Origin of the sequence: Streptomyces bikiniensis (genome assembly GCF_000716625.1) — a bacterium.
GTDB lineage: Bacteria > Actinomycetota > Actinomycetes > Streptomycetales > Streptomycetaceae > Streptomyces > Streptomyces bikiniensis.
This window is the reverse complement of the sequence record NZ_JNXJ01000001.1, coordinates 141,161-161,013: the sequence shown is the minus strand read 5'-3', so window position 1 is coordinate 161,013 and position 19,853 is coordinate 141,161. Positions and strand designations below refer to the sequence as shown.

Annotated in this window: 15 protein-coding genes; 7 read left to right on the top strand and 8 right to left on the bottom strand. The window is 75.3% G+C overall.

The annotated features are described in order from the left end of the window. Positions 1–49: 49 nt before the first annotated feature. Together OO47_RS00675 and OO47_RS00670 are read right to left on the bottom strand one after the other, a co-directional pair. Entirely contained in the window at positions 50–1,258 is a 1,209-nt protein-coding gene (locus OO47_RS00675) for a DegT/DnrJ/EryC1/StrS family aminotransferase (RefSeq protein WP_078489411.1), read from the bottom strand. Then, entirely contained in the window at positions 1,255–2,412 is a 1,158-nt protein-coding gene (locus OO47_RS00670; RefSeq protein WP_033207533.1) for a DegT/DnrJ/EryC1/StrS family aminotransferase, read from the bottom strand. The genes OO47_RS00675 and OO47_RS00670 overlap by 4 nt, the downstream gene beginning before the upstream one ends. Positions 2,413–2,708: 296 nt before the next feature. On the opposite strand from OO47_RS00670, the gene OO47_RS00665 reads away from it, so the two are divergent. From OO47_RS00665 to OO47_RS00645, 5 genes are read left to right on the top strand one after another with little or no spacing between them, the layout of a single operon-like run. Next, positions 2,709–3,755: a Gfo/Idh/MocA family protein gene (locus tag OO47_RS00665; protein WP_030211477.1), complete on the top strand. Its 1,047-nt coding sequence runs from the start codon at positions 2,709–2,711 to the stop codon at positions 3,753–3,755. Further along, positions 3,739–6,102 (top strand): M20/M25/M40 family metallo-hydrolase, encoded by a 2,364-nt coding sequence (locus tag OO47_RS38550; protein ID WP_324606503.1) that lies wholly within the window; start codon positions 3,739–3,741, stop codon positions 6,100–6,102. The genes OO47_RS00665 and OO47_RS38550 overlap by 17 nt, the downstream gene beginning before the upstream one ends. Then, complete coding sequence (locus OO47_RS00655; RefSeq protein WP_063831865.1) at positions 6,099–7,286, top strand: Ldh family oxidoreductase; 1,188 nt, start codon at positions 6,099–6,101, stop codon at positions 7,284–7,286. Before OO47_RS38550 ends, OO47_RS00655 begins: the two co-directional genes overlap by 4 nt. Next, complete coding sequence (locus OO47_RS00650) at positions 7,283–8,356, top strand: Gfo/Idh/MocA family protein (protein ID WP_063831864.1); 1,074 nt, start codon at positions 7,283–7,285, stop codon at positions 8,354–8,356. Before OO47_RS00655 ends, OO47_RS00650 begins: the two co-directional genes overlap by 4 nt. Next, the gene (locus OO47_RS00645; RefSeq protein ID WP_051715771.1) at positions 8,353–8,805 is read left to right on the top strand and encodes a DUF6917 domain-containing protein; all 453 of its coding nucleotides are present in this window, start codon (positions 8,353–8,355) and stop codon (positions 8,803–8,805) included. Before OO47_RS00650 ends, OO47_RS00645 begins: the two co-directional genes overlap by 4 nt. A gap of 83 nt (positions 8,806–8,888) precedes the next feature. Here OO47_RS00645 and OO47_RS00640 read toward each other — a convergent pair whose 3' ends face one another. The 4 genes from OO47_RS00640 to OO47_RS00625 form a co-directional block, all read right to left on the bottom strand. Beyond that, a complete protein-coding gene (locus OO47_RS00640; RefSeq protein WP_030211466.1) occupies positions 8,889–9,428 on the bottom strand; it encodes an EF-hand domain-containing protein in 540 nt (179 codons plus the stop codon). A gap of 123 nt (positions 9,429–9,551) precedes the next feature. Next, positions 9,552–10,808 (bottom strand): nucleotide sugar dehydrogenase, encoded by a 1,257-nt coding sequence (locus tag OO47_RS00635; protein WP_030211464.1) that lies wholly within the window; start codon positions 10,806–10,808, stop codon positions 9,552–9,554. Between the two features lie 283 nt (positions 10,809–11,091). Beyond that, the gene (locus OO47_RS00630; RefSeq protein ID WP_033207529.1) at positions 11,092–12,960 is read right to left on the bottom strand and encodes a class I adenylate-forming enzyme family protein; all 1,869 of its coding nucleotides are present in this window, start codon (positions 12,958–12,960) and stop codon (positions 11,092–11,094) included. Further along, positions 12,957–14,705 carry a CoA transferase gene (locus OO47_RS00625; RefSeq protein ID WP_030211457.1) on the bottom strand — a complete coding sequence of 583 codons (1,749 nt, stop codon included), beginning with the start codon at positions 14,703–14,705 and terminating at the stop codon, positions 12,957–12,959. The genes OO47_RS00630 and OO47_RS00625 overlap by 4 nt, the downstream gene beginning before the upstream one ends. A 261-nt stretch (positions 14,706–14,966) precedes the next feature. Between OO47_RS00625 and OO47_RS00620 the strand changes: the two genes are divergently transcribed. After that, entirely contained in the window at positions 14,967–15,530 is a 564-nt protein-coding gene (locus tag OO47_RS00620; RefSeq protein WP_030211455.1) for a dihydrofolate reductase family protein, read from the top strand. A gap of 85 nt (positions 15,531–15,615) precedes the next feature. Further along, a complete protein-coding gene (locus OO47_RS00615) occupies positions 15,616–17,124 on the top strand; it encodes a DUF4246 domain-containing protein (protein ID WP_030211453.1) in 1,509 nt (502 codons plus the stop codon). 77 nt (positions 17,125–17,201) lie between these two features. Here OO47_RS00615 and OO47_RS00610 read toward each other — a convergent pair whose 3' ends face one another. Together OO47_RS00610 and argF are read right to left on the bottom strand one after the other, a co-directional pair. Further along, positions 17,202–18,605 (bottom strand): amino acid permease, encoded by a 1,404-nt coding sequence (locus OO47_RS00610; protein ID WP_030211451.1) that lies wholly within the window; start codon positions 18,603–18,605, stop codon positions 17,202–17,204. Positions 18,606–18,724: 119 nt separating this feature from the next. After that, positions 18,725–19,795 (bottom strand): ornithine carbamoyltransferase, encoded by a 1,071-nt coding sequence (gene argF / locus OO47_RS00605; protein ID WP_234323042.1) that lies wholly within the window; start codon positions 19,793–19,795, stop codon positions 18,725–18,727. Between the last annotated feature and the right edge of the window lie 58 nt (positions 19,796–19,853).

Here is a 19,853-nt window from a genome sequence, read left to right as displayed (position 1 = left end):
GCGTGGGCCGTGGGGGTACGGGGAGGGGGCGTCCGGAGGGGCCGTGCGGTCACCCGCGGGCGCGCAGGGCGTGGGCGCGGACGGTGTCGGCGACGTGTTCGACCTGGGCGTCGGTGAGCCGGTGGTGGACGGGGAGCGAGAGCTGCCGGCGGGCGGCGTCCCGGGCGTGCGGCCAGTCGGTTCCGGCGCCGCCGGTTCCGGCCCCGGTCCGTACGGAGGCGGCGACGGGGGCGAAGGCGGCCTGGTCGGGCAGGGTCGCGGGGTAGTAGACGTGGGTGTCGACGCCCTCGGCGTCCAGGTGGGCGCGCAGCGCGTCCCGGTCGTCGGCGAGCAGGGTGTAGACGTAGTAGCAGCGCCCGTCGGTGCCGGGCGGCGGGGTGGTGAGGCCGGGCAGGCCGGCGAGGCGTTCGGTGTAGTGGGCGGCGATCCGGGCCCGGCGCTCCAGGCGGGCGTCGAGGCCGGGCAGCCGGTGGAGCTGGAAGGCGGCCTGGATCTCGTCGAAGCGGCTGTTGACGCCGATCACGTGGTGCAGGCCCCGGTGGACGCCGTCCTGGCCGTGGTTGCGGAGCATGCGGACGCGGCGGCCGGCCTCCTCGTCCCGGGTGACGACGACGCCGCCCTCGCCGGGCATGCCGAACGACTTGACCTGCACGAAGGAGTAGAGCCCGGCGTCCCCCCACAGTCCGGCGGGCGTGCCGTCGAGGACGGCGCCCTGGGCGACGGCGGAGTCCTCGACCAGGCGCAGTCCCCCGTCGGCGGCCAGGGCGGTGAAGCGGGGCATGTCGGCCATGACGGAGAACATGTGGGCGGGCATCAGCGCCTTGGTACGGGGGGTGATGCGGGTCCGCGCGTCCTCGGGGTCGAGGGTGAGGGTGCGGGGGTCGACGTCGCCGAAGACCGGGACGGCGCCGGTGTGCAGGACGGCGGCGGCGAGCGGGGCGCAGCCGAGGGCGGGGACCACGACCTCGTCGCCGGGGCCGATGCCGAGGGCGGTGAGGATGAGGTGGAGGGCGGAGGTGCCGCTGGAGCAGGCGACCGCGTCGGCGGCGCCGAGCCGGTCGCGCAGGGCTTCCTCGAAGCGGCGGGTGCGGTCGCCCAGGATGAACTTCTGGTCCTCACCGGTGCCGATCTCGTACAGGAGCCGCAGGAGGGCGTCGCGGTCCTCGTGGAAGAGGTCGGGCGGGAAGAAGGGCACGCGGCCGCCGGGCGCGGGGCCGTCCCCGACGGCCGGGTCCTCGTACGTGCTGGTCGTGGTCATGCGGGGACCCTCCCGGCGTGGAAGGCGCGGACGGTCGCGCAGACGTGGTCGACCTCGGCCTCGGTGAGGTCGGCGTAGAGCGGCAGGGCGAGGGCACGGCCGGCGGCGGCCTCGGCGGCGGGGAAGTCGCCGGGCCGGTGGCCGAGTCCGGCGAAGCAGGGCTGGAGGTGCAGCGGCCGGGGGTAGTACGTCTCGGTGCCGATGCCCCGCTCCTGGAGGTGGGCGGCGAGCGCGTCGCGCCGCTCGGTCTCGATCAGGTAGACGTAGAAGACCTCGTCGGGGGCGCCCGTGAGGGCGGGCAGCCGGGTGATGCCGGGCGTCCCCCGCAGCCCTTCGTCGTAGCGCCGGGCGAGGACCGCCCGGTGGCGGACGTCCTCGTCGAGGACGGTGAGCTTGGCGAGCAGGACGGCGGCCTGGAGGTCGTCCATCTTGCTGTTGTGGCCGACGTACCGGGTCTCGTGGGAGATGCCGGGGAAGTGGGCGAGGGTGCGTCCCGTCCGGCCGTGGTGCCGCAGCGCGGCCACGCGCTCGGCGAGGTCCGGGTCGTCGGTGAGGACGGCCCCGGCGTCGCCGAGCGCGCCCAGGGTCTTGCTGGGGAAGAAGGAGAGGACTCCGCCGCGTCCGTGCAGTCCGGCGTGGACGCCGTGCTGCCGCATGCCGATGCCCTCGGCGCTGTCCTCCACGAGGGTCAGGCCGCGGTCGGCGGCGAGGGCGGTGAGCGCCGCCATGTCCGCCATGCGGCAGAAGAGGTGGACCGGCATCACGAACCGGGCGCCGTCCGCCGCCGCGTCCCCGATCCGGCCGGGGTCCATGGCGTACGTGTCGGGGTCGATGTCGGTGAAGACGGGCCGCCCGCCGGCCAGGACGACGGAGGTGGCGGTGGCGACGAAGGAGTACGCCGGGACCAGGACCCGGTCCCCGGGGCGCAGCCCGCACGCCTTCAGGAGCAGCACCAGGGCGTCGGTGCCGCTGTTGACCCCGATCACGTGCCGGGCCCCGGTGTACTCCGCCAGGGCCTCTTCGAGGCGGCCGACCCGGCGGGAATGCGAGAACTTGCCGTCGGCGAAAATCTCGTCCACCCCGGCCCGGAGGTCCGGCCAGATCTTTTCGAACGTCTTCGCCTGGGAGAAAAAGGGAATGCTGGGTGAGGTCACGCGGAAACAATTCTTCTCGGCCGACGGCTCGCCGGTGCCAGATGAGTTCAGGACGGTCGACTGAGGTCAGGGCGGCGGCCCGAGAGAATGCGACGGGCGGGCCGGACCCCGCCTTCGGGAAGTCTGCCCGGTGAATCTAACAGCCGGAAGAATGAAGTCTCAAACCCTCAAAGGAACTTCATACTTTCCGGTGACAACACCTCTGATTTCCTTGACCGGTGTCGTTCGGCACGGCGAGATTCTTCGCCGCAACCGCCCGTACGCACGGGTTCCGAACCACTGGATGGAACAACCGCATGAAGCAGCCCCCGATCCGACAGCCCCTGATCGTCGGACTGGGCCGTTCCGGGGCCGGGCTGCACCTGCGGGCCCTGCGCACCGCCCTCGACCGGTCGCCGGACGCGTGGCGGGGGCCGGTGGTCGCCGTCGACCCCCGGCCCGGCGAGCGGGCCCCGGTGCCGGACGGGGTGACCGTGGTGCCGTCCCTGGAGGAGGCCCGGGAGCTGCTGCCGCCCGACCGCGCCGCCGTCCACGTCTGCACCCCGCCCGCTGGCCGGTCCGCCGTCCTCGCCGAGCTGTGCGGGGCGGGCTACCGCGACCTGATCGTGGAGAAGCCGCTCGCCGCCGACGCCGGGGAGCTGGCGGCCGTGGCGGAGCTGCGCGCCCGCCACGGCCTCCGCCTGGCGGTGGTGGCCCACTGGCCCGCCTCGGCCCTGGCCGGACGGCTCCGCGACCTGATCGGCTCGGGCGGCCAGGGGCGGCTGCTGCGCATCGACGTCACCCAGCACAAGCCGCGCTTCGCCCGCTCGCTGGGCGCCGACGACGGGCACCCCACGGCGTTCGACGTGGAGCTGCCGCACTCCCTCGGCCTGGTCCTCTCCCTGGCCGGTCCCGCCGAGCCGACCGGGGCCCGGCTGACCGACCTGCGGGTCGGGGGGACGGTGCGCCCCGGGCTCGGCTCCGCGCTCCTGGAGCTGCGGCACGCGAGCGGGGTGCGCACCCGCCTCTTCTCCGACCTGACCTCGCCCGTACGGGAGCGCAGGGCCCTCTTCGCCTTCGAACGCGGCACCGCCGTCGCCCACTTCGCCGCGAGCGACGCCGACGACCACGTCCAGCTCGTCGTGGACGGGCGGCGCGAGGTGTTCCGCGACGACGCGCTGGCCGCGTTCCTGCTCGGGGTCTACACCCGGTTCGCCGGGGTCCCGGCCGACGACCCCTCCTGGGAGGAGGACTTCGCCCTGCACGCCGACGCGGTCCGGTTGCTCGACGCGGCCAAACGGCGCTGCGCGGAGGAGACCGCCGAGGGCCGGCGCGAGGAGGCTTCCCGTGTCGCGGTCCACTGAGTCCCCCGCGTACGCCGAACACGCCGAGTCCCCCGAGCACGCCGCCTCTCCCGCGCACGCCGAACCCTCCGAGCACGCCGCCTCCTCCGCCGACGCCGAACCCTCCGAGCACGCCGCCTCCCCCACGGACACCCGTCCCCTCGGCCCGACCGGCCGGATCACCGGCATCGGTGACGAGGCCGCCCCCGATCTGGCCGGGCAGATCGCCGTCGCCCGCGAGCTGGGCTGGACTTCCCTGGAGCTGCGCTCCCTCGACGGCACGGCCCTCGCCGACCTGCCCGAGCCGGTCGTGCGGGAGGCCGCCGGGCGGCTGCACTCGGCGGGCCTCGGCGTGGTCTGCCTCGACTCCCGGATCGGCAACTGGGCCCGCCCGGTCACCGGTCCCTTCTCCGCCGACCTGGAGGAGCTGGAACGGCTCGCGGAGCACGGCAGGATCCTCGGCTGCCGCAGCCTGCGCGTCATGTCGTGGACCGACGGCGGCCTCCCCGAGGAGGCGTGGGCGGCCGGGGCGATCGACCGGATGCGCCGGCTCGCCCGCCGGGCGGAATCCCTCGGCGTCGAACTGCTCCACGAGAACTGCGCGGGCTGGGCGGGCTCCGACGCCTCCCGGACGCTCCGGCTCCTCGCCGAGGTCGGCAGCCCGGCGCTGCGCGTCCTGTTCGACACCGGCAACGGCGTCCCGTACGGGTACGACGCCCACGCCCTCCTCGAAGAGCTGCTGCCGTACGTGGCCCACGTGCACGTCAAGGACGCGCTACCCGGCGACCGGCCCGGCGAGGCCGTCTACACCCTGCCCGGCGAGGGCGCCGCCCGGGTCGCCGACTGCGTGCGCCTCCTGGAGGAGTACGGCTACCGGGGGGCGTACTCGCTCGAACCCCATCTGGCGGTGGTCCCGCACGAGGGGGTGCGGAGCGAGGACGCGGCCGGGCCCTTCGTACGGGCGGCCCGCCGCCTGGCGGCCCTGCCGCTTCCCGCCCCGACCGCCGCCCTGAAGGCCCTGCCCCGCCCCGCCGTCGACACGGGCCTGCTGCTGCACCTGCTGCACACGCCCACCGCGGGCCCGCTGGAGACCGGCTCCGGCGCGCCCCACCTGACGACCGCCGCCCTGCGCTCGTACGCCACGGCGGCGCAGCGGCTCGGGTTCGGGACCGTGCGCCTCGGCGCCCCGGCCCCCTCGGCGGTGCTGCGCGACGACACCCCGGCGCCCGTGCGGCGCGCGGTCGCCGCCGATCCGGCGTTCCTGGCGGACCAGCCGAGCCTGGTGCTGCGGCTCGGGCCCGAACTGCCCCGGGAGCGCACGGTGATGTTCAACGTGCACCTGGACACCGTCGCCGGCGGCGAGCCCCCCGCGTTCGACGGAGCCCGCTTCACCGGCCGGGGCGCGGTGGACGCGAAGGGACCCGCGGTGGCGCTGCTCGCCGGGGTCGCGGCCGCCGCCCGGACCTGCCCGGACATCGGCCGGGACGTCGCCGTGCTCGTGCAGGCGGTGGCGGGCGAGGAGGGCGGGGCGCTCGGCACCTTCGGCACCCGGCCGCTCGTGGAGGCGGGACACACGGGCCGGCTCAACGTGTTCTGCGAGCCGACCGGGCTGCGCCACCTGCCCCGCGCGACGGCCGCCGCCACCGCCCGGATCACGGTCGGCGGCGAGGACGCCGTGGACGACCGCCCGGAGGCCGGGCACAACGCCACCGTCCTGCTCGGCTTCCTCGCCCAGCACCTCGCGGCCGCCCTCGGCCGGGACGCCTCCGGCACACCGCCGTTCACGGTCTGCGTGGCGGGGCTGCACACCGGCACCCTGCACAACAAGGTGCACGGCACCGGCAGCCTGCTGCTCAACCTGGCGTACGCCACCGCCGAGGCCGGGGCCGCCGCCGAACGGGCCCTCGTCCGGGCCCTCGACGCGGGACTGCGGGAGTTCGCCGCCCGGTTCTCCGGCACGCCGCCGTTCGCGCGGACCGCCGGGGACGCCGCCCGGATCACCCGCCTGGAGTGGGAGAAGCGCGGCCTGCCCGCCCTCGGCCCCCAGCCGGAGTGGGGGGAGAAGCTGCTCGCGCGGGCGGGCGTCGACCGGTGGCCGGACGACGAACCGGCCTTCACCTGCGACGCGATCTGGGCGGAGGGCCTGCCGGACTCCTTCACCACGGTCTTCGGACCGGGCTCCCTCGACGCCAACCGGGCCCACGCGGCGGGCGAGTTCGTCGACCTGGCCGACCTGGAGGCGTTCGCGGACCGCACCGCCGCGCTGCTCACCGCCTTCGCCGACGACGTACGGCGGCGGGACGGGGCCCGTCGCACCGCCCCCGCGTCCGTACCGACCGACCTCACCGAGAAAGCAGGAACCGCATGACGTCCACGCTGCCCGCCGGCGCCGCACCCCGGAGCGACGTGCGGGGGGAGGTGACCGTCCCGTACGAGACGCTGCTCGGCGAGACCGCCGCCTGCTTCGTACGGCTCGGGGTCCCGGAGGCCCGGGCCCGGCTCGCCGCCGAAGCCCTCTGCTACGGCGACCTGACCGGCATGGACTCGCACGGCGTGTTCAACCTGGGCCGCCTCTACCGGCCGCTCCTGGAGTCCGGCGGCGCCGACCCGGCCGCCGAGCCGGAGGTCCTGCGCGACCTGGGGGCCTGCGTGCTCCTGGACCACCGGCGGGCGCTCGGCCTGTGGGCCGCGTCGGAGGCCACGGACCTCGCGGCGGAGCGGGCGGCCCGCCACGGCATCGGCCTGGTGTCGGTGCGGGGCGCCACCCACTTCGGCTGCGCGGGCGTCCACGCGCGGCGGGCCGCCGACCGGGGCATGATCGGCGTGGTGGCCTCCAACTGCGGCGGCCAGCGCATCGCCCGTCCGCCGCTCGGCGCGGCGGCCCTGCTCGGGACCAATCCGCTGAGCGTGGCGGCCCCGGCGGTCGGGGGGCGCCCGTTCGTCCTCGACATGAGCACCACCGTCGTCCCCACCGGGCGGCTCCGCACGGCGGCCCGGGACGGGCGCGAGGCGCCCGAGGGCTGGCTCACCGACGACGCCGGGCGCCCGGTGCGGGACGCGTCCGCCTACGACCGGGGCGAGGCCTGGCTCGGCTGGCTGGGCGGCACCCCGGCGACCGGCGCCTTCAAGGGGTTCGGGCTCGGGCTCGCCGTGGAGCTGCTCGCCGCCGTGCTGCCCGGGGCGGCCACCGGGCCCGCCCCGGCGGCCCTGGAGGGGGACGGCAGGCCGGGCGGCAGCGACGACGACATCGGCTTCCTCGTCCTGGCGGTCGCCCCCGACGCGCTGCGCGACGGCTTCGCCGGGGACGCCCGGGAGATGTTCGGGACGGTACTGGGCTGTCCTCCGCTCCCGGGTCAGGGGCCGGTCCGCTACCCGGGCCACCCGGAGGCCGAACGCGCCGAGGAGCGGCGCGCCTCGGGCGTCCCGCTGCCCGCCCCGCTCCACGCCGAACTGACGGCCCTCGGCCTGCGGCTTCCGGCCGCCGCGACGGTCCCGGACCCACGGCTCCCGGTCACCGCGACCGCCCCGGCCACCGGGGAGGAGAGCCGATGACGCCGACCACCGGAGACGACGGCGCGGCACCGCGCACCGGGGGCGGCCGGCCCCTGCGCCTGGGGATCGCCGGGCTCGGGGTGATCTCCCGCTTCTACCTGGCGGCGGCCGGGCGGCTGCCCGGGTGGGAGGTGGCCGCGGTCTGCGACCTGCGCGAGGAGGCCCTCGCCCCGTACCGCGGCCGGATCGCCTGCCACCCCGGCCACCGGGACCTGCTCGCCGCCGGGGGCCTGGACGCCCTGGTCGTGGCGGTGCCCAACCACGCGCACGCCGAGGTGTGCGCGGACGCGCTGCGGGCCGGTGTCCCGGTGTGCGTGGAGAAGCCGCTCGCCCTGGACCCGGCGGACGGACGGCGGCTCGCCGCGCTGTCCCGGGAGCACGGCGTCCCGCTGCTCACGGCGTTCCACCGCCGCTACAACGACCGCGTCCTGGACCTCCTGGACCGGCTGCCGCCGCCCGGCGCGCCGGTGCGGGTGGAGTCCGTGCGGGTGCGGTACCTGGAGCGGATCGAGGAGCACATCGGCGCGGACACCTGGTACCTGGACCCGGCCCGCTGCGGCGGCGGCTGCGTCGCGGACAACGGGCCCAACGCCTTCGACCTGGTGCGGCTGGTGCTGGGCGAGGCCCCCTCGGAGGTCGTCGCCGCCGACGTGGTCCGGGACGCGGCCGGCACGGACCGGCAGGCCGTGGTCGAGCTGGCCGGGCCGGGCGGGCGGGCGCGGGTGGAGCTGGACTGGTCGTACCCCGGGGAGGTGAAGGACGTGCTCGTACGCCTCGACGACGGCACCGAGCTGTACGCGGACATGCTGGACGGCCGGCCCGGCTTCAAGGAGTCGCTGTGGCACGAGTACGAGGGGGTCCTGCGCGACCTCGCCCGGCTGCGCGACCTGCCCGACCCCTCCCGGGCCGTCGAGGGCGGCCTCGCCGCGCTCGAACTGGTCGCCGCCGTCTACGCGGTGGAGGCCGCGGCCGGCCCGCCGGGGCCCCGCACCCCCCATGAGCCGCACGGAACGCATGAACCGCACGAGCCGCGGGAACCGCGCGCCGTCCGTCGATCGGAGTCCCGATGACCTCCTCCCCCGCGCTCCCCGTGGCCCCGCCCTCCCTCGACTCCGGCCTGCACGAGAACGGCGCCAAGCGGGCGGTGCGCGGGACCATGGTGAAGGTGCTGCTGCACGAACGCACGGACCGCGGAATGGAGTTGGAGCCGTTCGCGGCCCGTTGCGTGCGCCGGGGCGAGGTGCACGAACTGCTCACCACCGACCGGTGGACCGACGCGCCGGGCGCCCGGGTGGACCGGGTCGGCTTCCTCGGCTTCGTGGAGCTGGACCTCGGCGGGGTCGTGGACCGGGGGGACACGCTCCTGATCGGCGGGGAGCCGGTGGGGACCGTGCTCGGCTTCGACGGCTGCCACCTGCCCAACCACTACAACATCGTGGTCCACGCGCCCCGGCTGCTGACCGGCCGGTCCCTGGCGCTCGCGCCGGAGGCCCCGGTGGTCTTCGCGCCCGCCGGCTGACGACGCGGCACGGCACACCACGGCGGCCGGCCGGCGCCCCTGGCGGGGACGCCGGCCGGCCGCTGTCGGATCAGGTGCCGTTCTCAGCCGAGCAGCTCGACGTCGAGCTCACCGAGGTGGAACTTGCGTACGGCGCCGAGCAGTTCCTGCTCGGACAGGGTGCCGTCGCCGTCGGCGTCGATCCGCTTGAAGGCCTCACGGGCCTGCGCCTCGCCGAGGCCGAGGGCCTTGAGCCAGGTGGCGAACTCGGTGCCGTCGATGACGCCGTCGCCGTTGCGGTCGGCCAGGCCGACGATGCCCTTGGCGACCGGGGAGAACACCGGGTCGAAGGTGGCGGCGCCGCCCTGGACGACCTCACCGGCGGCCCGGAGGAACTGCTCGCGGTCGAGCGAGCCCTGCGGCGCGACGCCCGCCCTGCGGGCGAGCTCCTCGAACATGGCGACGAAGCCGTCGCGCAGCGCGGTGGCCTTCGGCGACTCGGGGGACTCGCCGAACGCGCGGGCGATGGTGGCGGCCTCGGCGGTGAAGTCCGAGGGCTCCAGCAGGCCGTTGCCGTCGGCGTCCCACTTGTCGAAGCGCTTCGCCAGACGCTCCTGGGCGACGTTGTCGATTGCCACGGTCATGGGTCGATCTCCTTGTTCCGTTGCTTCGTGTGGCGTCCGGACGGCGTCCGGACGCGCTTGTCCCACGGCCGGGACGCGCGGGCGCGTCCCGGGCCGGGAGTCCGTGGGGCGCGGGGCGCGGCGTCAGAGGCGCACCACGCGCCGGCCCTCCGCCGCCCCCCGGGTGTCGAGGACCGGGCAGGCGGCCCCGTCCCAGTCGACCGCCCGGTAGGCGGAGTGGTCCTGGAGCAGCACCACCAGATCGCTGTCGGCGAGGGCCCGTTCCGGCGACGGCTGCCGGGGGACGGGGACGCCGTCCACCTCGAACCGGTCGACGTGCGGGTCGTGGTGGGCGAGCCGGGCCCCGAGGGCGCGCAGGGCGCGGGCCACGGGGTAGGCGGGCGACTCCCTGGTGTCGGCGACGTCGGCCTTGTAGGCGACGCCGAGCAGCGTCACCCGGGCCCCTGTGGGATCCTTGCCCGTGGCGGCGAGCAGGTCGCGGACGCGTCCCGCGACGTGGTCCGGCATCGCGTCGAGCACGGTGCGGGCGGCGTCCAGGGTGTGGAAGGTGAAGCCCTGTTCGGCGGCGCGGGTCATCAGGTAGCGGGGGTCGACGGGGATGCAGTGGCCGCCGACGCCGGGGCCCGGGCGGAAGGCGGAGAACCCGAAGGGCTTGGTGTCCGCGCAGCGCAGCACGTCCCAGATGTCGATGCCGACCCGGTCGCAGTAGACGGCGGCCTCGTTGACCAGGGCGATGTTGACGTACCGGTAGGCGTTCTCCAGGATCTTGGCCATCTCCGCCTCCCGGGTGCCGGCGGCGACGACGACCTCGTCCACGAGGCGTTCGTAGAAGGCGGCGGCGTGCTTGGCGCAGAGTTCGGTGGAGCCGCTGACGACCTTCGGCGTGGTGCGCAGGGTGTGACGGCGGTTGCCGGGGTCGATGCGCTCGGGCGAGTACGCCAGGTGGAAGTCCTCGCCGGCGCGCAGCCCGCTCGCTTCGAGGAGGGGGCGGACGATCTCCTCCGTGGTGCCGGGGTGGCTGGTGGACTCGACGCAGACCAGCGTGCCCGGTTCGAGGTGGCGGGCGACGGTGCGGACGGCCGCGAGCAGCGGTTCCAGGTCCGGTTCGCCGGCCGGGGTGAGGCCGGTCGGCACGCAGACGACGACGGTGTGGGCGCCGGCGAGGACGCCGGGGTCGGTGCTCGCGCGGAAGCCCGCGGCCCGCATCGCCCCGACGTCCGCGTCGTGGACGTCCCCGATGTGGGAGCGGCCCTCCTCCAGGCCCGCGACGACGTCGGCGTCGATGTCGTGGCCGACGGTCGCCAGTCCCGCCTCGCAGGCCCGGCGGGCCAGCGGGAGGCCGACGTAGCCGAGGCCGACCACGGCGACTTCAGTGAACATGTTTCCCCCATGTGTCCGGTGTGGGTCCCCTCGTGTTCCGGTCCGTCAGACGCGGGCGTCGCCGCCGGCGAGGGTGCGGCCGGGGACGGGGGCGGGGAGGACGGAAAAGGCGAGGGAACGTCGCAAGAGAGTTCTCCGTGAACGGGGGCGGGCCCCTCGAAGGGCCTCTGCCGCAGAGGAAGTTGAATCAGGGATTCCGCTTGCTGACGACAGAATTGCACGAGTTTCGTCACCTTGGCGACATGAATGGGCTATTTCGCCTGTACGAGTGAAATCGTCTGCTTCACCCGTCGAAAACCGTGGCACCGGGTGGCGTGTCGACGCCAAGGGCGGCGACGGCGCGGGCGGCGGCGGTGCGGCGGCAGACCTTGCCGGTGGGCCGCAGCGGCATCCGGTCGAGGACGAGCAGGTACTCGGGGAACTTCCGCCGCTCCAGGCCCCGGGTGGCGAGGTGCGCGGTCACGTCGCCCAGGGCGGGCGCGGGCGCTCCCGGCACCGGCCGCACGCAGGCGCACAGCCGCTCCCCGAACTCCTCGTCCGGCACCGGGACGCAGACCGCCTCCGCGATCCCCGGATGGGTGCCCAGCTCCTGTTCCACCTCGGCCGGGCTGATGGTGTGCCCGCCCCGGATCACCACGCTCTTGAGCCGCCCGAGGACCCTCAGCCGCCCCTCCCCGTCGAGCGCCCCCAGGTCGCCGGTGCGGACCCAGCCGTCGGCGGTGCGGTAGCGGGCGTCGAGGTCGGGGGCGGCCACGTAGCAGAGCGGGGTCATGGGGCCCTTGGCCTGGATCTCCCCGGGCTCCCCGGTGTCCGCCGGGGAGCCGTCCGGCCGGACGATCCGGAGGGCGGCCACGGCGGGGTCGGGGGTGCCCGCCGTGTCCCCGGCGGGGGCGCCGGGGGCGGCGGTGTGGCAGTTGACGCCGTCCGACGAGCCGTACACGGTGACGACCGGTACGCCGAACCGTTCGCGGCAGGCGGCCGCGGTGGAGGCGGGGAGCGCGGCTCCGCTGGAGACGACGGCCCGCAGCGATGAGGTGTCCTCGCCCGGGAGGCGCGGCAGGTCCGCCATCCGCCGCAGCATGGTCGGCACCCCGAAGAGGTGGGTGGGCCGGTGCTCGACGGTCGCCCGGAGCGCGTCGGCGGCGTCGAACCGCCCGCGCACGATCAGGGTCCCGCCGAGGGCGGCGAGCCCGACCGGAACGCCCAGGGAGCCGTACGAGGAGGCGAGCGGGACGAGGACGAGCAGCCGGGGCGGGGCGGCCGGGGGCTCGGGCTCCGCCGAGGGGCCGGGAACGACCGGGAATCCGGACGGGGTTGCGGCCGGGGTCTCGGTTCCGGACGGGAAGCCGGCGCGGACCGGGGCTCCGGGACGGGCCGGAGGGTCGGTAGGGGGCAGAAGTCCGGTACGGGCCTGAGGGCCGGCGTGGGTCCGGGGCTCGGTGCGGGCCGACGTGGCCGCGAGGGCCCGTACGTAGGCGGCTCGGCCGCCCGCCATGGCCTGGTGGCTGTAGGCGATCATCTTCGGCTCGGTCTCGGAGCCGGAGGAGACCAGGATCCGGGCCGGGTCGGCGGCCTCGGCGGGCCGGCCGGCCGGGCGCAGCGGTCCGCCCTCCGGGGCGCGGTCCAGCCGCCGCACTCCGGGCGCGGCGTCCGGTCGGGTCGTGAACACCGCTCGCAACCAGGGGAGTTCGGACGCCGCTTCGAGGTCCTCGGGTTCGCTCAGTACGGCTCCGCCCGCCCGGGAGCGGGCGAGGAGCGAGAGGGTGTCCCGGGTGCCGCCGCCGAGGGGGTACGGCAGGGCGACCGCGCCGAGGGCGTAGACGGCCAGTTCCGCCGCCGCCGCGAGGCGCCCGTTGGGGAGCCGGAGCGCGATCACGTCCCGGGGGCCGAGCCCCGCCTCCGCGAACAGGGCCGCGACGCGCAGCACTTCCGCGTACAGCTCGCCGTAGGAGAGGGCCCCCCGCTCGTCCACCACCGCGTCGCGGCCGGGGGCGGCGAGCGCGTGGCCCCGGAAGAGGGTGAAGAGGTCGGCGTCGGGGCAGAGTCCCCGGTCCTCCCACGCCGCGCGGTCGGCGCGGGGGACCCTGTCGGACAACTCCAGGCCGTTGCGGGAGCGCCAGGTCGTCCGGTGGGCGGTGGGTGCCGTGGTCATCGGGTCTCCTCCGTGAACTCCCAGGGCGCGGCGGGGCGCGCGTACGGGAGGCGGTTGTCCGGCGGCAGGACGGCCCGGGCGAAGGCCGGGTCGGCGGCGAGGTCCGCCAGGTCGGTGCGGACGGCGACGGACGGCAGTCCGGCCGCCCGCAGCTCGGCCAGCCACGCGTCCGTCGTGCGGGTCCGCAGCCGCTCCCCCACCGTGGCGGTGCCGGTGGCGCCGACGGTCCGGGCCAGCTCCCGGGGCAGGGCCCGGGCCTCGGCCCCCGGGTACAGCAGTCCGTCGGCGGTGGGCAGCGGGCGGTCCGGCGCGGAGAGGGCGACGCGCCGGGGCGGGCGCGGGACCAGGGCCGCGGCGGAGAGCAGCGACGACGCGACCCGGCAGCCCCGGCCGGTCTCCTGCCGGGCGAGGAGGCCGGCGAGCACGGCCTGGGCGAGGACCAGGCCGCCGAGCACGTCGGTGACGGTCATCAGGGAGGGGGCGGGCGGCTCCCCGGCGGGGCGGAGCGCGGCGGCGAGGCCGCTGTGGACCTGGGCCAGGTAGTCGGTGCCGATCGGCGGGAGGGGGCCGAGGGCGGTGCCGAAGCCGGAGGCGGAGGCGTACACCAGGCGGGGGTTGACGGCGTGCAGGGCGTCGGCGTCGAGGCGGAGGGTCCCGGCCTTGCCGGGGGCCCAGTTGTGCAGGAAGACGTCGGCGCGGGAGACCAGTTCGCGCACGGCCTCCCGGCCCGGGCGGGTGGTGAGGTCGGCCTCGGTCACGGCCTTGCCGTGGTTGAGCGCGGAGAACCGGACCGAACAGCCCCCGGCGACCGGGGGCAGGCCCCGCATCGGGTCGCCGCCGGGGGGTTCGACGCGGACGACCTCGGCGCCGAGCAGCCGCAGGACGTGCCCGGCCACGGGCCCCTGGACGCGGCGGGCGGATTCGACCACCCGCAGGCCGGCGAGGGGCAGGGCGTCCGCGCCGGTCACGGCCGGGAGGGGCGGGGGCGGGCCGGCGGGCGGGGCCGGTGCGAGGGTCCAGGGGGCGAGGCCGGGCGGGGCCGTCGTCGCCTCCCCGATCGCGGCGACCGACACGCCGTGCTCGGCGCCCGCCCGGCGTACGGCCTCCAGGGGGTGGGCCCGTACGGCGGCGCGGAGTTCCGGGGGCAGGGGGCAGACGGCCGTGCCGAAGCGGGCCTGGAAGGGCTGCCAGCCGCGTCCCGCCGTCCGGGGCGGCACGCCGAGCCGGTGCCAGAATCCGGCCCAGGCCTCGGGGTCGAGGGTCTCGATCTCGACGCGTACGGCGTCGGCGGTGGTGAGGGTGGCGAGCCCCGTCCCGTCGTCCGTGGCCCGGGCCCCCGTCCCGTCGTCCGCGGTGGCGGCGGCGAGGTACTGGGTGAGCGTCAGGAGCGCGCCCTGGGCGAGCGAGGTGCGGGTCCGCAGCGGGGGGCGGCCCCGGCGGCGGGCGAGGAGGGCCGCCGTGGCGCCCTGGGCGGCGAGGACGCCGGTCACCGTGGAGACGTAGTCCGCGGCGAGCGGCGCGGGGGCGCCGGTGGCCCGGCCGTGCACGTGCATGACGCCGCAGGCGGCCTGCACCGCGTGCTCGTCGCCCGCGTCGATGCCGACCGGCCCGGCGCCGTCGACGTCCCAGCGGGGACGTTCGGCCGGGGTGCCGAAGGTGCGGTCGAGGAGTCGCCCGGCCACCGTCCGGGCGGTGCGGGTGGCGGCGGGCGGCGTCCGGGTCCCGGTCTCCTGGTACGGGCTCATGTGCGGCGACCGCCTTCCCCGCCTCGTCGCATCGTGCCCCCTCCCGGCGCCGGAACGATCTTTCCGCCGGAAAGAACAGCGGGAGGGCGGCCGGGGGCACGGCGGCGACGGCGCTTCATCCCCACCGGGGAGGGTTCGCAGGGTTGTTCCACCGGGCGACCGGGGCCGGGCGTGCCCCGGTCGGGCTCCCGCGCGTCGTGGCGCGTCCCCCGGCGCCCGGCGGACGTACTGTCGGAAGCCCGTCACCGAGGAGGCTTTCCGATGCGCAGAGTGACCTGTTCCATGGGCGTGTCCCTGGACGGCTACATCACCGGGCCGGACGGCGGCTTCGACTGGTCGGGGCCCGACGAGGAGGTCTTCCGCTTCTGGATCGAGGACATCCGGGGGGTCGGCGTCCATCTGATGGGGCGGCGGCTGTACGAGACGATGCTGTACTGGGAGACCGCCGGCGAGGACCCGTCGCTCGACGCCCCGACGCGCGAGTGGATCGCGCTCTGGAATCCGCTCCCGAAGGTGGTGTTCTCCACCACCCTGACGGAGGTGCGGGGCAACGCCCGGCTGGCCACCGGAAGCGTGGCGGAGGAGATCGAGCGGCTGCGGGCCGAGCCCGGAGAGGGCGAGATCGCGATCGGGGGCGCGACCCTGGCGGCCGGGGCGGCCGCGGCGGGTCTGATCGACGAGTACCGGACCGTGGTCCATCCGGTGCTGGTCGGCGGCGGCACTCCGTTCTTCCCCCGGGACGAGCGCCGGGTGGACCTCGAACTCGTGGAGACCCGTGCCCTCGGCTCGAAGGTCGTCCTGCTCCGCCACCGCGTGGTGCGCTGAGGCACCCCGCCGGACCGCGGCCTCGTTGTCGGTCCGTCGAAGTATTGTTCCCGCCATCGTCCACCGACCGTGAGGAACAAGAGCCTTGTCCGGCCCGTCCGCTTTCCCGCTGCCCTTCCAGACCTCCCGTTCCATAGCGTTCGCGACGCCCCGGACGCTGCGGGAACTCCAGATGATCGAGTGCAGCGCGCACATCCGGGAGAAGCCGGACTGGTTCGAGAAGATGAACGACCCCGAGATCGCCGCCAGGTGGTCGCGGGAGGCGGTCGCTCAGGGGCTCACCGAGGCGCAGGTCCGCCACGTCCTCGCCGAACTCGCGCACTACGCCGCGCTGCGGGACGGGCGGACCGGCACCGAGGTGTCCGGGGTCGACGGCGTGTGGCAGTCGGACGCGCTGGTGGACGACGGGCTGCGGTCCCGGCTGCGCGAGGCGGTCCGGGTCCTGGAGGAGGTCCCCGAGGCGGAGAGGGACTGGCACCCCGGCTCGGACGGCCAGGTCCTCGATCTGGTGCACCCCTCGCTGTTCTGCCTGGTGAGGGACGTGAGCGGGGCTCCCGAGGAGGCCTGGCGGAACCCGACGACCAGCTACTCGAAGCACGAGTTCTCGGAGCGGTTCCAGTGGCTGCCCACGGATGTCGAGGTCGACGAGGACGGCGGCGCCGCCTTCCTCTCGTACGTCAACAACGTCCATCCCGAGGTCCATCGTGAGCTGGCCGCCGTCCTGCCGGAGCTGTTCGCGCGCTTCCGCCCGCTGTTCGAGAACGTGCTCACCGATCTGCGCCACCCCCGGCCCCCGCGGATCGTGGCCGACCCCTACGGGTGGTACGACTCGAAGCCGGAGTACCCGCACAGGAACTCCTACGACGACGCCGGGGCGCACCGCGAGGCCCTCGACGCCTGGGAGGAGGCCTACGAGGACTGGTGGGAGAACCGCCGCCCGGTCGTCCCGGACGCCCCGGACTTCACCCCGCCCGCGCTGCCCGACGCGTCCGCCCGGGTCGACCTGCGGGGCCGCCGCCTCCAGGTGATCGTCAAGCTCGCCACCATCCACCTCACCCCGGAGAAGCCCGAGTACGCCGGCGGTTCCTGGCACGTCGAGGGGATGCTGAACGAGCGGATCGTCTCGACCGGCCTCTTCTACTGGGACAGCGAGAACATCACCGAGAGCCGGCTGGGCTTCCGGGCGGCGCTCGACGACCCGGACTACGAGCAGAACGACGACGACGGCCTGCGCGAGGTCTACGGCCTGGAGGACGAGGACGCGCTGAACCAGGTGCTGGGGTCGGTGGCGACCCCGGCGGGCCGCTGCCTGGCGTTCCCGAACGTCCTGCAGCACCGCGTCGCCCCGTTCCGCCTCGCGGACCCCGCCCGCCCGGGCCACCGCAAGATCCTCGCGTTCTTCCTGGTCGACCCGTCGGAGCGGATCGTCTCGACGTCCGACGTGCCGCCGCAGCAGCCGTGGTCCGCCACCTCGACCATGACGCGCGCGCAGGCCGAGGAGTACCGCGAGGAGCTCATGAAGGAGCGCAAGTTCTTCGTGGACGAGCACAACGAGCAGCTGTACGAGCGCGAGTTCTCCCTCTGCGAGCACTGAGCTCCGCCGGAGGACCCCCGGGGGCGGCCGGCGGACGGCGGCCGCCCACCCGGTACGGGGCCGTCCCGCGGCTGCCCCTACCGCGCCGCGAGCCGCGAGTTGCGGCGTCCGTAGGCCGCGTACAGCAGACCGCCCGCGAGCAGGAAGACCGCGAACTGCAGCCAGGTCGCCCAGCCCGTGCCCCAGATCAGGTACAGGCAGAAGCCGATGCCGAGGACCGGGCTCAGCGGGAAGAGCGGCACCCGGAAGGAGCGGGGCAGCTCGGGGGCGCGGCGGCGCAGCACCATCACCGCGAGGTTGACGACCGCCATGACGGCCAGGGTGCCGATGGTGGTCAGGTCGACGACCACGTCGAGCGGGGCGAAGGCGGCCGGCACGGCGAAGACGGCGGCGACGATCCAGGTGTTGGCGACGGGGGTCGAGGTCTTCGGGGAGACCCGCTCGAAGACCCGGGGGACGAGGCCGTCGCGGGACATCGACATCAGGATGCGGGTCTGGCCGTACATCACCGCGAGGACGACGGAGGCGATGGCGACGACCGCGCCGAAGGCGACGATCCCGCCGCCGACCGACGAGCCGGTGACCTCGTCCACGACGACCGAGAGCGCGGCCGGGCTGTTCGCGACGGCGTCGGCGCCGATCGCCCCGATCGCGGAGAGGGCGACCGCGCAGTAGAGCAGGGTGACGATCCCGATGCAGACGAGGATGGCGATCGGGACGTTGCGGCGCGGGTTCTTCACCTCCTCGCCGGCCGTGGTGATCGCGTCGAAGCCGATGTACGAGAAGAAGGCCACGGAGGCGCCGGCGGTGATGCCGGCGGCGCCGCTGCCCGTGAACGGCGAGAGGTGCCCGTCCTGGAAGGCGGAGAAGCCGACGGCGCAGAAGACGACCAGGATGCCGATCTTGAGGACGGCCATGGCGGCGGTCGCCCGGGCGCTCTCGCGGACCCCGCGCACGAGCAGGGTGGCGGCGAGCAGGATCACGATCACGGCGGGCAGGTTGACCACGCCGCCCTCGGCCGGTCCGGCGGAGAGCGCGGCGGGCAGCCGCAGGCCGATCAGGCCGTCCAGGAGTTCGTTGAGGTACTGGCTCCAGCCGACCGCGACGGCGGAGACGGACACGCCGTACTCCAGGAGCAGGCACCAGCCGACGAGGAAGGCGGCCCGCTCGCCGAGGCTCGCGTAGGCGAAGGAGTACGAGGAGCCGGAGACCGGGATCGCGCTGCCCAGCTCCGCGAAGGAGAAGGCGGTGAAGACGCAGGTGATCGCGGCGAGGACGAAGGAGACCACGACCGCGGGGCCGGCCTCCGCGACGCTGTCGGAGAGGCCGACGAAGATGCCGGTGCCCACGATCGCGCCGACGCCGAAGCAGACGAGCTGGAAGAGGCCCATGGTGCGCTTGAGGCCGTGGCCTTCGAGGTCGGCGCCGGACTCGGCGATGAGCTGCTGCGGCGTCTTGATCCGCGGGGCGGACGGGGGCATGCGGGTTCTCGTTTCTGGCGCGGACACACGTGAGGGGGGTCCGGGCTTACCCGCCCGGACCCCCCTGAACCGTGCGATCGTAAACCGCACCGCGCATATTCACCCAATCGGGCGTAATGCTATGCCCCGGTCGCGACCTCGCCATCGGACCCGCCATCGGCGCCGGTCCCGGTCCCGGTCCCGGTCCCGGTCCCGGCGATCGTCGCGACCAGGACCGCCTTGATGGTGTGCATCCGGTTCTCGGCCTGGTCGAAGACGATCGAGTGCGCCGACTCGAAGACCTCGTCGGAGACCTCCAGCTCGGTCAGGCCGTGCCGGGCGTGGATGTCGCGGCCGACGGCGGTGCCCAGGTCGTGGAAGGCGGGCAGGCAGTGCAGGAACCGGACGTCCGGGTTCCCGGTGGCGCGCAGCACGTCCATGGTCACGGAGTACGGGGCGAGGGCGGCGATCCGCTCGTCCCAGACCTCCTTGGGCTCACCCATGGAGACCCACACGTCGGTGGCCACGAAGTCGGCGCCCCGGACCCCCTCGGCCACGTCCTCGGTGAGGGTGACGACGGCGCCGCTCTTCTCGGCGAGCTCGCGGGCCCGCTCGACGACCTCCTCGGCCGGCCAGTACGTCTTCGGGGCGACGATCCGGACGTCCATGCCGAGCAGGGCGCCGGTGACCAGGTAGGAGTTGCCCATGTTGAAGCGGGCGTCGCCGAGGTAGGCGAAGGAGACCGCGTCCAGCGGCTTGTCCGTGTGCTCGGTCACGGTGAGCACGTCGGCGAGCATCTGGGTGGGGTGCCAGTCGTCGGTGAGGCCGTTGAAGACGGGCACGCCCGCGAAGGCGGCCAGCTCCTCGACGGCGGCCTGGCTGTCCCCGCGGTACTCGATGCCGTCGAACATCCGGCCGAGGACGCGGGCCGTGTCCTTGACGGACTCCTTGTGGCCCATCTGGGAGCCCGAGGGGTCCAGGTAGGTCGTGGAGGCGCCCTGGTCGGCGGCGGCGACCTCGAAGGCGCAGCGGGTGCGGGTCGAGGTCTTCTCGAAGATCAGGGCGATGTTCCGGCCGCGCAGCCGCTGCACCTCCGCGCCCGCCTTCTTGGCGGCCTTGAGTTCGGCGGCGAGCGCGACCAGACCGCGGAACTCCTCGGCGGTGAAGTCCAGCTCCTTGAGGAAGTGGCGGCCGATGAGGTCTGTGGCCATGGGTCGCGCTCCTGTGGGTACGGTCGGGACGGCGATCGGGGACGACGATCGGGGACTA